The 13,895-nt window shown below is 57.5% G+C and carries 9 protein-coding genes; 4 read left to right on the forward strand and 5 right to left on the reverse strand.

Features of this window, described 5'->3' with window-relative positions; genetic code table 11:
• The first annotated feature begins 155 nt into the window (after window positions 1-155).
• Window positions 156-947 (forward strand): FadR/GntR family transcriptional regulator, encoded by a 792-nt coding sequence (locus tag B060_RS0119455; protein ID WP_018083483.1) that lies wholly within the window; start codon window positions 156-158, stop codon window positions 945-947.
• Window positions 948-978: 31 nt separating this feature from the next.
• Here the strand turns inward: B060_RS0119455 and B060_RS0119460 are convergent, their stop codons facing one another.
• Entirely contained in the window at window positions 979-1,179 is a 201-nt protein-coding gene (locus B060_RS0119460) for a hypothetical protein (protein WP_018083484.1), read from the reverse strand.
• Window positions 1,180-1,221: 42 nt separating this feature from the next.
• Window positions 1,222-4,155 carry a glycoside hydrolase family 31 protein gene (locus B060_RS0119465; protein ID WP_018083485.1) on the reverse strand — a complete coding sequence of 978 codons (2,934 nt, stop codon included), beginning with the start codon at window positions 4,153-4,155 and terminating at the stop codon, window positions 1,222-1,224.
• A gap of 396 nt (window positions 4,156-4,551) precedes the next feature.
• Here B060_RS0119465 and B060_RS0119470 point away from each other — a divergent pair, with 396 nt between their 5' ends.
• Together B060_RS0119470 and B060_RS0119475 are read left to right on the forward strand one after the other, a co-directional pair.
• Window positions 4,552-5,946 (forward strand): glycoside hydrolase family 43 protein, encoded by a 1,395-nt coding sequence (locus B060_RS0119470; protein ID WP_155847636.1) that lies wholly within the window; start codon window positions 4,552-4,554, stop codon window positions 5,944-5,946.
• A 294-nt stretch (window positions 5,947-6,240) separates the two neighbouring features.
• A complete protein-coding gene (locus B060_RS0119475; RefSeq protein ID WP_018083487.1) occupies window positions 6,241-7,251 on the forward strand; it encodes a zinc-binding alcohol dehydrogenase family protein in 1,011 nt (336 codons plus the stop codon).
• Window positions 7,252-7,391: 140 nt separating this feature from the next.
• Here the strand turns inward: B060_RS0119475 and B060_RS0119480 are convergent, their stop codons facing one another.
• The 3 genes from B060_RS0119480 to B060_RS0119490 all read right to left on the reverse strand — a co-directional run bounded on the left by B060_RS0119480 (window position 7,392) and on the right by B060_RS0119490 (window position 11,728).
• Window positions 7,392-8,927 carry a carboxylesterase/lipase family protein gene (locus B060_RS0119480; protein ID WP_085931886.1) on the reverse strand — a complete coding sequence of 512 codons (1,536 nt, stop codon included), beginning with the start codon at window positions 8,925-8,927 and terminating at the stop codon, window positions 7,392-7,394.
• A 258-nt stretch (window positions 8,928-9,185) separates the two neighbouring features.
• Complete coding sequence (locus B060_RS0119485) at window positions 9,186-10,412, reverse strand: histidine-type phosphatase (protein ID WP_018083489.1); 1,227 nt, start codon at window positions 10,410-10,412, stop codon at window positions 9,186-9,188.
• A 284-nt stretch (window positions 10,413-10,696) separates the two neighbouring features.
• Complete coding sequence (locus B060_RS0119490; RefSeq protein ID WP_026172997.1) at window positions 10,697-11,728, reverse strand: IS110 family RNA-guided transposase; 1,032 nt, start codon at window positions 11,726-11,728, stop codon at window positions 10,697-10,699.
• 1,469 nt (window positions 11,729-13,197) lie between these two features.
• On the opposite strand from B060_RS0119490, the gene B060_RS0119495 reads away from it, so the two are divergent.
• On the forward strand, window positions 13,198-13,895 hold a 698-nt coding region (locus tag B060_RS0119495), incomplete at its 3' end, for a GntR family transcriptional regulator (RefSeq protein WP_081606945.1).

Raw genomic sequence — 13,895 nt, forward strand, 5'->3', positions numbered from 1 at the left:
ACCCCCTACCTCAAGGGGCAGGTCCGGCGTTTTGTCATGGGCCAGGGCGTTGCAAACAGGGCGTTGCAAATTGGAGCCGGCTCGATATGGCTTGAAACCCGCAACAGAACTATTCTACACTGATGACCGTATCTGGCTTCGCCGGACGGAGGAAGATGAACGTGTCGGCAGGCCAGGCCCCTAACAGACTTTACCGAAATGTTGCCGATCAGATTGTCGCCATGATTAAGGACGGCACTTTTTCCGCGACGGGCAAGCTGCCGCCGGAGCGCGATCTGGCAGACTCCCTGGGTGTGAGCCGGCCCACCATTCGAGAGGCCATGATCGCCCTTGAAATTCTCAACATCGTCGAAATCCGTGATCGCTCCGGCATCTACGTCGTTCAGGGACAGGCCCGTGAGGGCAAGCTGTCCGAGGGCATGGATCTGCCGACGGACGATCTGAGCGTAGGCGCTTTTGAGCTGGTTGAAGCCCGTATCCTTATCGAGGGCGATGCGGCCGGTCTTGCGGCGGAAGCGGCCTCTGCCGATGATGTCGACACTCTGAACGACTATGTGCTTCACATGGAATCGACCGACCCTGACGTTTGCGAAACGGCGGATCGGAATTTCCATATCCACATCGCCTCCATGACGCACAATGGCGCGCTGATCGCGGCCATAGAGTTGCTGTGGGATTTGCGCAAAAAATCTCCCCTTGCCACCCAGATCATGTCCCGGGCGCGCGGGGGAGGGCTTGGCGCCCGCATTCTTGAACACAAAAACATCATCAGCGCGCTCAAGGCGCGTAATCCATCCGCTGCCCGTCAGGCCATGCGCGAGCATCTGGAGGGGGTGCGGGAATACCTGCTCGATGCGACAGAGACGGCGGAAATAGAAGCGCTCAAAAGGCAGCTCAAGCAAAAAAGGCAGACGGTCTTGAGCCGAACCAAGATCATAGTGCCCTAGCTAGTCTGGGCATTTTGCCTTAGAGCCCGTGCTATGAAACCGGTCTGTTGTCGGGCGGGCCGAAGTCGCTGTCGGGCAGTCTCGCGCCACTGACGATAATCTTTTGAACGACCAGCCCCGGGTCCACCATGCTCACGCGCAGGACATGCTGACCGGCATGGTCGAGATGAAAAGCGCTGGTCAGGTATCGGGTCGCGGTCGATTTTAAGAAAAGCCTGCGACTTTGTTCCATAGGTCGTCTGCCTGAATCGTCCGGCGGCCCAACCCTCAGGCGCTATGGCCTGAAGGAGAGGGTTTCCGCCTTGCCGCTATATACAATCGTTTTTGACGGGGCCGCCGGTTCGCCGCCGGTTGCGTTGCCGGGGGCGGCGATGACGATGTTCAGGGTTCGCGAGGTGACCAGCCCCGGATAGGTGCCCTTGCGTGCGCCGATCGAGAGAGTTTGCGCCTTGTCATTCCACGTCAGATCATAGGTCGCGTACTGGCCCTTTTCATAGTTGTACGTTTCGTTGTCGTCTTCGTAGAGGGTGAAGGTCGCGTCTGCGCCGGGATAAACGCGGATTTCATAAGGGGCGTCGGGCTTCTCGGTGGCGTATTGCTGAACCGGTCCCATCGGAACAATCGAGCCCGCCTTGACGTAGAGCGGGATGATATCCAGCGGCGCCTCGCGGGTGACGGTCTGGCCGCCGTCGAGACGGGCGTTGGTATAGAAGTCATACCAGCCGGTCCCCTGCGGCAGATAGGTGGCGACCTTGAAATCGAGGCCTTTGTGAGCGGAAGCCAGCGCCTTGATCTGGCTTGGCGTGCGCCAGGCGAGGCGCAGGCTGCGTTCTGAGCCACCCTGGTAATATTCGATCTTGAGGGGAACCCTTTCGCCCGCCTTGAGCGTGACCTTTGCGCTCTTGTAGCGTTTGGCGCCATTGTTCCAGTCTTCAATGACCTTTTCACCCTTCAGGAACAGGCGGAAGCCGTCATCGCCTTCCACCCCGATTTCATAGTCACCGTCTTCAGGCGCTACAAGTTCGCCTTCCCAGCGCGCGGAGAAGTGGTCGAGCCCATCGAGGCCTGCAGGCGGTTGCGCCAAAGGCGGCCCCGGCCATTTCAGGTCGAGCGTCGCATCCACCGTCTTGCCCTTGGGGGTTTCAAAGTTCTCGCCGGCAAAATACTGCCCTTCCAGTCCCGCCTGACCGGCTTTGGTGCGCAGGGCGCTCGAAGGTATAGTCTCCGCCGGCGGATTCTGGATGTGATACATCGGGCGCGTGACCGGATGAACGAGCAGCGACCCGCCAAACATGAAGGCGTCATTGATGGCATAGGTCGTCTTGTCTGCGGGGAAGTCCATCGGCAGGGCCCGCATCAGGGTATAGCCGTCGGAGGTCACCTTCCAACTCAGGCTGTAAATATAGGGCAGCAGGCGGTAGCGCAGGTTCACACTCTTGAGAAGCGAGCCGTACATCTCCGGATCAAGATCCTTAAAGATATAGGGTTCGCGCTCAATGCTGGTGCCATGAACCCGGAAGATCGGGTTGAAGGCGCCGAACTGGAACCAGCGGGCGAAAAGCTCACGATAGGCCGGATTTTGTTCGCCGCCGGGAAACTCGGTGACGAAGAAGCCACCGGTATCCTGCGACCAGTAGGGATTGCCGGTAATGGTGACATTGGTGCCGCCATTGATCTGCTCGCCGAAGGTCTTCCAGTTGGCGAAAATATCGCCCGACCACGAGGCCGCGCCGGTGCGTTGCGCCCCCGCCCATGCCGAGCGTGTCAGGGTGAAAACGCGCTTGTCGCTGGTGGCGCGCTGGCCGTCATAGGTGCCTTGCGTCGTCATCAGGGTATAGGGATTGAGATAGCGCGTGAAATCACCGAGCGCATTCTTGCCCAGGCTCTTGATATCGCGGATGTTATCGTCCGGATCCCACGCCGCCGTGCCGACCTCCACCTCGGTGCCGTCCATCCACAGCGCGTCGACGCCCTTGTCGAGCAGGCCCTGCTTTATGTACTTGAAATAGATCTGCCGGCCGAGCGGGCTATAGGCGTCATAAACGCGCGCGTGTTTCGAGATCCAGTGCAGCGGTTCGAAACGCAGGCCATGAGAATCCAGTTCCTTACCGAGTTCGGTGTCGTTGCCGACCGACGGCCAGATCGAAATCATCAGTTTCAGATGTTCGTCGTGCAGCGTCCTGATCATGCCTTCCGGATCGGGATAGCGCTCCTTGTTCCAAATCATACCGCTCCAGGTGCCGTCGGTGTCGCTGCCCCAGTATTGCCAGTCCTGAACGATGTAATCGAGCGGGAATTGCTTTTCGCGGAAGGTGCGGGCCACCTCCAGCAGGCGGTCTTGCGTCTTGTAGCGCTCCTTGCTCATGAACAGGCCAAACGCCTGTTTGGGATACATCGGCGCCTCGCCCGTCAGGTGACGATATGACTTGACCACGTTGTCGATGCTGTCGCCACCCATGAAGTAGTAATCGACGCCGCCCGGCGCGCTCTCGGCCCAGAGCGTGGCGCCTTCGGCATTGTCCTTGAACGTCATCTTGGAATAGGTATCCCAGAGGATGCCGTATTTTTCAGACGAGACCATGACCGGAATGACGATGCCGGTATTGGTCTGGACCAGCAGGATATCTTTGTTGCGACGGTTGAGCTCACCCTCGTCGATGAAGCCAAAGCCGAATATGCCCTCGTCGGGTTTAAGCGTGAAGGTATTTTGCGCCTCATAGGTCGGCGCGCCGGAGATGTCGACCGGTTTGAGGTTTTCCGGGGCCTTGGCGCGTTCGCGGGTATAGACCTTGCCGGTGGCATCCTTGAAGGTGAGGGCGCCCGAAGATTTATCGACGACGATGGTCAGTTTTTCCGAAACGATACTGAGCTCGGTCGGTGTTTCCCTGATGTCAAAGGCCACGGCTGTCGGCTTGTCGACGACGACGATGCTCGGCGCGGTCCAGTAGTTTTTGCCCAGGTTCGCATTGATGCGCACGGTCTGCGGGCCATAGAAGATGATGTTCTTGGTGATGCCGTCATGGGTGATCTGCACGCCGTCTGCGAGGCGGGTAAAGGACAGGCCGGCCTTAACGGGCGCTTCCACCTTCAAAAGGTGGCCATTCGCATCGAGGCCGGTCGGCGCCGCAGCGCCCGCCATAGCCGGCAAAAGCGCCAGAAACGACACGCATGTCGTTAGGAGAAGCGTCTTTGTAGGCAGATATTTCATCCGGCATTTACCCTTTTTTGCGGCTCGCCTGCTGTCAGCCGATCTCATGCTGCCAGACCAACGCAAGCCTTGTAAGATGGAGAGTATCCTCTGCACGCACATGGCTGCATCTTGATTGAGGCGAAGTCCTGTTTGTTTCCTTTAGACCGCGTCTTTAAGCGCGCCTGACATGCTTTCACTCTACAATTTCATTGGAACAGATCTGGGAGCTGGCATGCATTGTCGCCAGATCAACCTGAAGCTTCGCAAGGTGTGAGCGGTATCAATTTATCGCCGGGTTGGAATAAGTCAATCGCTTATGGCCGCGAAAGACACGTAAGAATTGCCTTATATTTAAAAATAGTTTTTATTAGAGGCAGCCGGCGCAAGACTCGGCGCTTTATCAGGGAGCCTCCAATGTCTGTGCGCAGCTTAATGTATGCGGGTTTATTCGCTGTGGCCGCCTTATGCGCTGCACCCTCGTCCTTCGCGGAAAACCCGATCATCCAAACGAATTTCACCGCCGATCCGGCGCCTCTTGTGCACGATGGCGTGGTCTATCTCTACACCAGCCACGATGAAGATGACGCCAACGGCTTCAAGATGCTGGACTGGCGGCTTTATGCCTCCACGGATATGGTCAACTGGACCGACAAGGGCGTTGTGGCATCGCTGAAGACCTTCCCGTGGGCCGTACAGGACAATGACGCCTGGGCGCCGCAGGTGGTGGAGCGCGACGGCAAGTTTTACATGTACGTCCCCATCAGCGTTGCCGGATGGCCGAAGAATGTGATCGCCGTGGCGGTCGCCGATAAACCGGAAGGGCCCTTCCGCGATGCGCTCGGCAAGCCTTTGATCGATAAGGCGGAGGGCTATTTTGACCCTACCGTCTGGGTCGATGATGACGGCCAGGCCTATCTGTACTGGGGCAATCCGAACCTTTGGTACGTCAAGCTCGACAAGGACATGGTCTCCTATTCCGGAAAGATCGAGAAAGTCGCTTCCAAGCCGGCCAACTACCAGGAAGGCCCCTGGTTTTATAAGCATAAATCGAAATATTACCTGGCCTATGCCTCGACCTGCTGCCCCGAAGGCATCGGCTACGTCATGAGCGACAAGCCCACCGGACCGTGGACCTACAACGGCGATATCATGGCCGGCAATCCGGGGGCGACCGGCAACCATCCCGGCATCATTGACTACAAGGGCAAATCCTACGTGTTCGGCTTCAATTATCGCCTGAATTTTGCCGAAACGCCGATCCATCACGAGCGGCGATCGGTTACCGCTACGGAACTCACCTACAATCCCGATGGCACGATTCAGCTCCTGCCGTGGTGGGATGGTGTCGGCGCCAAACAACTGCATACGCTATCTCCTTATGAGCGGGTCGAAGCCGAAACGATTGCCTGGACGTCCAAAGTCAAAAGAGACAGGGATCGTCCGATCGACTGGGCGCCGGGCGTCAAAACCGCCAAAAGCGACAAGGTGGGCATGTATCTCACGCGTATCACCGACCTGACCTATACCAAGGTCAATGGCGTTGACTTCGGACAGGCGGGCGCCTCGACGTTCACGGCCAATCTGGCCAGCGGTGGCAAGGGCGGGGTGATCGAACTGCGTCTGGATTCGGTCGATGGCCCGCAGATCGGTCGCTTGACCGTCACCCCGACCGCCGGCTGGGATGACTGGCAAACCCAGACGACCCCCGTATCCAATGCCATGGGCACGCATGACCTGTTCCTTGTCTTTAAAGGCGAAGGCGACGCGCCGCTATTCAATCTCGACTCTTGGCGCTTTTCGAAGCCTTAAAGGCGAGGGCAGGCTTAAGCGTCGGGCTGGCGCTCCGGCTGGGCGTTTTATATGCGGTAATTATATTTGCTTGTAAATTCGCAAACAGGTTGGGTGAGGCAAAACCAAGGGGGTGGTAACCAGCACCCGCATGGCTGATATCGGGCAATTTGCTGTGAATTGGCCAGGTCGCCATGAAGCCAGAAAAGTTCGCCGGTATGCGACCCGCAGGCGTTACAAGGCTTGTGGTGCAATTGTTATATATGGTAGTGGCTCTTAAATAAGATATCTGCAAGAAAAGTAAAGTTATACCCTATGAAAGCCATTGTCTGCGACAAACCTTTTTCTCTTGGCATCGAAGACAGGCCCGCACCTGTACGCAAGGCCGGCGAGGCCATGATCCGTATCCGCCGCGTCGGGCTCTGCGGCACGGACTATCATATTTTTTCGGGCAACCAGCCCTTTCTCGCCTATCCGCGCATCATGGGGCATGAACTGGCCGGTGAGGTCGCCGAAGTTGATGAAGGCTCGTCGCTGCACATCGGGCAACTGGTTACGATCAATCCTTACCTGCCGTGTGGCGTCTGCGTAGCCTGCCGCAAAGAAAAGCCGAACTGCTGCGTCAACATAAAGGTGCTCGGCGTTCATATTGACGGCGGCATGACCGAATTCATCTGCGTGCCGGCCGATGCGGTGATCCCGGTGGAGGGGCTGTCTCCGGATCAGGCCGCCATGGTGGAATTTCTGTCGGTGGGGGCTCATGCCGTGCGTCGCGGTCAGGTGAGCAAGGCCGACAGAGCGCTTGTTGTGGGGGCCGGACCGATTGGTGTGGGCGTCGCCTTGTTTTGCAAATTTGCCGGCGCCGAGGTCAGCCTGATCGACACCAGCGCCGAGCGTCTGGCCTATGCGCGCGATAAGGTGGGCCTGGAGCACGTGCAGCAGGTCGGGGAAGATCTCGACGCCTTCCTCACCGAGCGCTCCAACGGGGAATATTTTGACGTTGTGTTTGACGCGACCGGCAATGGCAAGGCCATCGAAAAAGGGTTCGCCTATGTCGCGCACGGCGGACGCTACGTTCTTGTGAGCGTGGTCAAGGACACCATTTCTTTCTCCGATCCGGAATTCCACAAGCGTGAAGCGACGCTGCTGGGCAGCCGTAACGCGACCCGCGAAGATTTTGAGTATGTCATCAGCAAGCTGCGGTCCGGCGCCATCCCCAGCGAGATGCTCCAGACCCACAACTTCGATCTGATGGAGACGCCGACACGGATCAAGGAACTGATCGCCAATCAGGGTTCGGTCCTCAAGGCGATAGCTACGTTTTGATGGCCTGACACGCCCCTTTGCGGCTTTGCGGGGGTGTTGACGGCCAGGAATCGACCACGTGCGGTGCCAAGGCGGCGGCTCCCTCTGAGCCAAGGCCTGGCGTGCCTTACCGCCGCCGGTTCAAAGAGCTCTGAGACACCCTATCGATGCATATATAAAATGGGCTCTACCGCCTGATACCGGCGCTGCTCGGGGAAGGGGGCACTGTACGATTTTACGTCGATGATCTGTCGTTGAATCTTGTCCGCATCGGGCGATGCCTTGCTCCATACGGGCAAGCCGGCGCCATTGGGGTTGCCCGTCTTGATGAAGTTGGCAAAATAGCCGCTCATGACCGCCGAGACTTTTCGATCTTCATCTGTCCAGGCGTAGAGCGGATTGGCGTCCAGGTTGCCCAGTGCATATTCAATCTCGGCACTGTGCACCGCGCCCCATTGCGGCGGGGTGTCGGATGCGTCCGTGACAAAGCGCGGGCGTACACGACTATAGTAGTAATAGTAGGTCGGGGCGCCCGTCTGGCGCTGCAGGTCGAACCATGTCCAGGTTGGCAAGCCAAGGAAATTATCGCTCGCAACCGCTGTGGCGGCAGGTAAAACCTCTGCATCCGTAGCGGCAGGATAAAGGGCGAAGACTGTATCTGCCTTATCGCCAAGCACCCGCTTGAGGCCGGCGCGATAATTGGCAACTGTTGGCGTGGTCTCGCCAATGACAGCCGATGCGGCGGCTTCCTGTGAGTTCGAGCCGAGCAGAAGCGGGACATGCGCCGCCTTGCCGTTCTTGAAAGTCACCTCGGGGGCTTCGGTGAGGAAATAGCCGTCGATAACAACATTAAATCGCGTGCCCTGAGCCTTGCCTTGTGCGGCCAATAACGTGTCTGCCGGAAGGGCGCGCAGCTCAGCCAGGGTAGGGGCCTTGATGCTGGCGGCAAAAGCGGCGCCCTCTTTTTCGGCATCGGCCTGCACAGGCGGCCCCCATTTTTGCATGAAAGCCCCGCTCTCACCGATGGCACCGGCAATCTGGTCCCGCGACAGAGGCGAAGCCATCAAGGCGCTGACGGACATCGAGCCCGCGGACTCACCGCCGATCGTTATATGATCCGGGTCCCCGCCAAAGGCCGCAATGTTGCGTTTTACCCAGGCGATGGCCGAGGCCTGATCCAATAAACCGTAGTTGCCCGAAGCGTGATGGGGCGACGCTGCGCTGAGTTCGGGATGAGACAAGAAACCAAACACACCGAGCCGATAGTTGAGCGTCACAACGACGATGCCGCGCTTGGCCAGAGCCGCCCCGTCATAGCGTTTTTCGGAGCTGTCGCCGGCCTTGAAGCCGCCGCCATAAATATAGACCAGGACAGGCAACTTGCCTTTGGGCTTGCCGTCAAGGTGCGCAGGCGTCCAGACGTTCAGATAGAGGCAGTCTTCGCTCGGTGCCGGCGACCTGAACATCATGTCCGAATAAAGCGGCTGCTGCATACACCGTGGCCCAAAGTCCTTCGCCGCCCGAACGCCCGACCAGGGGGCAACGGGTTGTGGTTCTTGCCAGCGCAAATCCCCCACAGGTGGCGCGGCAAAGGGGATGCCTCGAAATATCTGTATAGAGGGTTCAGTCCCGTCTTTCGCGCCTTGCAGCTTGCCGGACTCTGTCGACACAACCGGATCGACAGCCGCGTTCGCCATCGTTGCTATAAACCCAAGTAATAAGATTACCCCAACGCTTGATCGCATGACATCATCCTTCCCTAAACGAGCTGCGTCCGTCGAATTGAGTCGCTTCAGCTGTCTCATCTTCCGATTATGCCGAGAGGCTAACACGAGACAGGGCGGAAATCCGTCTCCAATTTCATTACATAAAGGTTATTTGAAATGCCCGGCATATGGATCGCAGGCCACCTATCCGGACATTCGCCGTTGCGTTCGTCATTATCACCGCGTTCTCTACCGCGCCACGAGGGGAGCTCTGGCCTCAGCAGTTCCGGCCTTCAAGAGGGCAACGAAATCCGGCAGAGGGCACATATGTTGGGGACCTTGCTTGCATGCGTTCATGGTCAATGACTTCCAGGTGGCATGATCGCGGGCGGCCCGGATATCATCGGCGCTCTGACTGCGGTAGTAGACCCTGACGAAGGCCCGCCCCTGCGCATCGCGGATCAGGGCAAGCACAAGCGCACCGCCCGGCGAGGGATCATTCACCGCAAAACCGGGCGCTTCTACCGTAACCCCCAGTAAGGCGGCCAGGGCCGCAACATTTGTGTCGTGGCCGACCAGCATGTCGAAATCCGGCGCGTCCGGACGGCTGAAGTCATCGATGATGCGCCGTGCGGTCGGTTCGGTCTGAAACGCCATCATATAGGGCGGGCGCGAGAAGACGTCGAACAGGGCAGCATGGACTTCACCAACCGTTTTCAGTGTCGCCGGATTGGCACGGCCCCAGCCAACCTCTTTCAGCGGGAAGCCTTCGAGATACTCCAGCATCAGCACCTCGGCTGTGCCTGACGCATCGCGAACCGGCCCTTCGAACACCAGGCCGCGATTATCAGCCGTCACGGCAAGGCGAGGCGCTCGCTGCGGGCTACATGGACTGGCGCCACAATCCAGGACATGTTCAAGCTGTCCGAGCGTGGCGTCATGGCGCTGCACCAGGACGGGCATGCCGCCGGTATAGGCATTAATGCTGGTGACGGCGCGCTGGGCATCGAACCAGGGCGGAGGCGCGCGGGTCGGCTCGAACAAAGGGTCAATCTGATCTTCGGGCAAATGACCGACATGAAGCGCACATCCGGGCGCCAGGCCCTGCACATAGGCCTGCCCGGTGGCGATGGTGCGCGGGGACGTATTGGTCCAGACGATCGTTTTGGCCAGGTCTGGGCAGGCCTTTGCAGGCAGAATACCCCGTGCCGAAAGCCAGGCGCGATCGACGTTTCCGAGCGCCTTCAGGGCCTCGGCGCCGTGGGGCGTTATGGTCTCGGGCGGGACGCTCCAGACAGGCCAGGGGGCGCCGGTTTGGGTATCCAGTGGCGCTTCGCCCGTAATGGGAGAACGCACGCCATGGCGCATCAGCATGACGACGCGTTCAACCTTTGTGGGCTGCGCGGAGGCCTGGATGGCAAGCAGACAAGCTCCGGAAAAAGTGAGAGCGAAACGAAGCCAGTGTTTAAGGGTCATGGAAACTCTTCTGTGGTTGCCGTCCGTAGTGCAAGAAGAATCTGAACTAAATTTGCGAGTGATCGAGTGCGGTCTTCTGTAAGGCCTTTAAGTGCGGTATTTCAGAAACCGCTGGCCGGTATGGTGATCTGCGGACCAGGTCCAAATCTAATTTTCGAGCTTGATGCTCATAGAGCTTTACTGGTTTTCCTGATCCAGATCTGTTCGATCTTTTCGCCCATTCGGGTCATCGCCTTCTTTCACCCTCCCTTAGCCGACGCCAGGCAGATTTCGCATCACATGGATCATGATGCCGCCACCTGGGCCGGAACTCGATACTCCTCATTTTTTGTCAGCAAGGCCCAGATTGTTCGGGCCATCTTGTTTGCCAAGGCGATTGCCACAAGCATCCGCGGCTTTCGCGCCATCATCCGCGCCAGCCAAGACCCCTCTGGAACCGACTTACGTCCCAACCAGTTCAGGCGCGACATCGCGCCGATTATGAGTAGCCTGCGGATATCGGACTGTCCGGCCTTGGAAATTTTGCCGAGCCTTTCCTTTCCGCCGGAGGAGAACTGGCGTGGGACAAGGCCGAGCCAAGCTGAGAAGTCGCGACCGCACTCAAAGCTTTCCATAGGCGGGGCAAAGGCTTCGACGGCCAAGGCCGTCAAAGGGCCGACGCCAGGAATGGTCTGCAAACGCCGCGCCACGTCAGTTTCTTCAGCCAGTGCCTTGATCTTGTGAGTTCGTGCATCAATGCGCGCCGTTTTTTCAGCGATCTGTTTCAGTAGGTCCTGACATTCTTCGCGCATCAAATCGGGCAGGTCACTGTTCGGCTCATTCAGGATTTCTTCGATCCGGTTGATCTGATGTATCCCCTGCGGAACCACGTGGCCGTACTCATAAAGGCAGGCCCTAACGGCGTTGACCAGTTCGGTGCGCTGATGCACAAGCCGCTCACGCGCCCGAAACAAAATGCCCCGGCTTTGCTGCTCTGGGGACTTCGGCTCGACGAAGCGCATTTCCGGCCGTTGTGCCGCGATCACGATGGCCTCAGCGTCCGCCGCATCATTTTTCTGACGTTTTAAAAACGGCTTTACGTACTGCGGTGCGATCAGCCTCACCTCGTGGCCGAGCCGGACCATCTCACGGGCCCAGTAATGCGCACTGCCGCAAGCCTCCATCACTACAACCGCCGGAGCCTTGCCCGTCATGAACTTCAAAAAACCATCCCTGGAAAGCTTCTTCTTGAACCGAACATCACCCGTCATTGAGGCGCCATGCAGTTGAAAAACAGACTTTGCCAAATCTACGCCAATCATTGTATCTTTCGTCACGGTTGCCGTCCTTTCCGCTAAGTGGCCTATAACACCACTATTTTGGCACATTGCGATGCCGTCTGGGAGGGGCGGCAACCACCCCATCTATTTTGGTTGTGACGTGGCTTCCAGCGGAAGCCTTGTCGCCTCCCAATTCGCTCGAAGCTGGCGCACTGGCGACACGTATTTCGGAATGAGCGTGGTGAAGATGCCCAATGGAAGGCAAGCTGGTCATGACGAACATGTTGGCTCGTGGTGCCCCTTCAAACCCTCGTCATAACGTGTCTGTTTGAAGGTTTCGTGACCTCCGACTCATCGTCTGTCGGTCGTCGGTCGCGCGCCTTGCCGAACTGAATCTTGCCCAACGTTTTTTGAGCTTGAACAAGCTGAAAGCTTTTGATTGTCCGATTTGTTTGCCGACAGCCTTCATATCTGTGACGTGACGGTCTATAAGGCCGCTAAATGTCTTGATGATTGCAGCCTTCTTTGGCGCAGAAACGCATTTGCCTTTAGTCTTTGATAGTATTGAAAAATGAATAAAAAGCAGGCGCATAGATTCAGTGTTGCACCCATGATGGACTGGACAGCATCTTCAATATAATCAAATAGTTGCGAGAGCGTGGGTGCAAAACGGGTGCACTCTGAAATAGTAAGTGCGCGAATTTTAACGTAATTTGACTGCACCCGCCTACCGATTTGTGCGGTAATATTATGCCATGCCGCGCGAATTTGCGCTGATACTGCCTGAAGGAACTAAACCACCTTCCACATTAGTTCACAACTATACACTACAAGGGCTGTGCATGCCTTAAGTTCGCATTCGCGCCCAATCCGACATGGAACGTTGCAATAGCAGTTTGACAGGCCTTGCCCAAAAGCAGCCGACATGCTGCATGCGTCGCAATAACGTGAAACGGAAAACTCCGTCGAACAGCATACGGTTGATCGAAATGACAAGACGGTAACTTGACAAGCAGACCCACGAGTACGAAGTCTTTCGTATTTGTTGGAGGCAGACATGATCTTGATTTCCAGGCGCAACTTTATAACATTGGCCTCCGCTGCAACTGTGCCCCCGTCAATCGCTCAAGCTGACCCTGTATCCGCTACGGAAGTCACATTGGCGGAACTGCCACTTCACGACGGCAGCATCCTGCGTTACAGCCTGGCAGAAGTCGTGGCGGCGTCGGGTATCCCCGCAATCAGCTTTGCCACCATTTCGCGTTATGACATCGCAAGTGCCAAGTGCTATGGTCTAACAGCTGTAGTTGAGACGGCAAAGGTCACCGTGCGCCGACTGATGTCGCACCCTGCCGGACTGAGCGCGCACGGCTTTCCTGGCTATGCTTTCAAAGCGTCCGACCGTGCCGCAGAATCCCGACGATCGCGCCGCCCACCCGTTCGGCATAGGCGCTGGCCTCGCCCTGCTGACCGTGCTGGCCCCATCCCTAGCGCTTCGCGCACCGCACCGGCCTGGGCGCTTCGACATGAAAAGTAAAATCCCTGCAAACTCAACGGAAAGCACTGCATCCAGTTTGGCAAATATTGTAGGTCGATTGGGGAAGGACGAACAGACGCCTCTATATCTCCAGGTGCAAAGGATATTACGGGAGGCCATCAATAACCGCCTCCTCGATCAGAACGAGGTGATACCGACTGAGCGCGACTTGGCTAAAGCTCTCGACGTTTCCCGAATTACTATCCGAAAGGCTATAGACGGCTTGGTAACGGAAGGCCTTCTATCACGCCGTCATGGTGCCAGAACCTTTGTCGCGATGCCGGTCGGAAACAGCTCCTTGAAACTGACCTCGTTCACCGAAGATATGATTTCGCGCGGACGCAAGCCCCATTCGGAATGGATATCCAAGGCACAAGGTAAGGTCACGCCAGACGAAGCGATCTATCTCGGTTTGTCGCCTGATACGATGGTCTATCGCTTTAGACGCGTTCGCTTTGCTGACGAAAAGGCCGTGGCGCTCGAATATACAACACTACTGCGCTGCTGTTTGCCATCGCTGGAATGCGTCACGAACTCGGTGTATGAAGCACTCGGTAAGATAGGGCAGCGCCCGGTGCGAGCCCTTCAACGTATGCGTGCTGTTAACTTTACCTGTGAGCAGGCCGATCGGTTGGGCGCTCAGCTGGGAGATGCGGGATTTTTTATAGAGCGTCTGGGATTTCTTCA

The organism is Asticcacaulis benevestitus DSM 16100 = ATCC BAA-896, assembly GCF_000376105.1.
GTDB lineage: Bacteria > Pseudomonadota > Alphaproteobacteria > Caulobacterales > Caulobacteraceae > Asticcacaulis > Asticcacaulis benevestitus.

Bases quoted from the DNA above. Each gene is read 5' to 3' on its own strand.
- B060_RS0119485 (WP_018083489.1), bottom strand. From the start codon at position 10,412: ATGACCCTTAAACACTGGCTTCGTTTCGCTCTCACTTTTTCCGGAGCT.
- B060_RS0119460 (WP_018083484.1), bottom strand. From the start codon at position 1,179: ATGGAACAAAGTCGCAGGCTTTTCTTAAAATCGACCGCGACCCGATAC.
- B060_RS0119455 (WP_018083483.1), top strand. From the start codon at position 156: ATGAACGTGTCGGCAGGCCAGGCCCCTAACAGACTTTACCGAAATGTT.
- B060_RS0119475 (WP_018083487.1), top strand. From the start codon at position 6,241: ATGAAAGCCATTGTCTGCGACAAACCTTTTTCTCTTGGCATCGAAGAC.
- B060_RS0119470 (WP_155847636.1), top strand. From the start codon at position 4,552: ATGTCTGTGCGCAGCTTAATGTATGCGGGTTTATTCGCTGTGGCCGCC.
- B060_RS0119480 (WP_085931886.1), bottom strand. From the start codon at position 8,927: ATGGCGAACGCGGCTGTCGATCCGGTTGTGTCGACAGAGTCCGGCAAG.
- B060_RS0119465 (WP_018083485.1), bottom strand. From the start codon at position 4,155: ATGAAATATCTGCCTACAAAGACGCTTCTCCTAACGACATGCGTGTCG.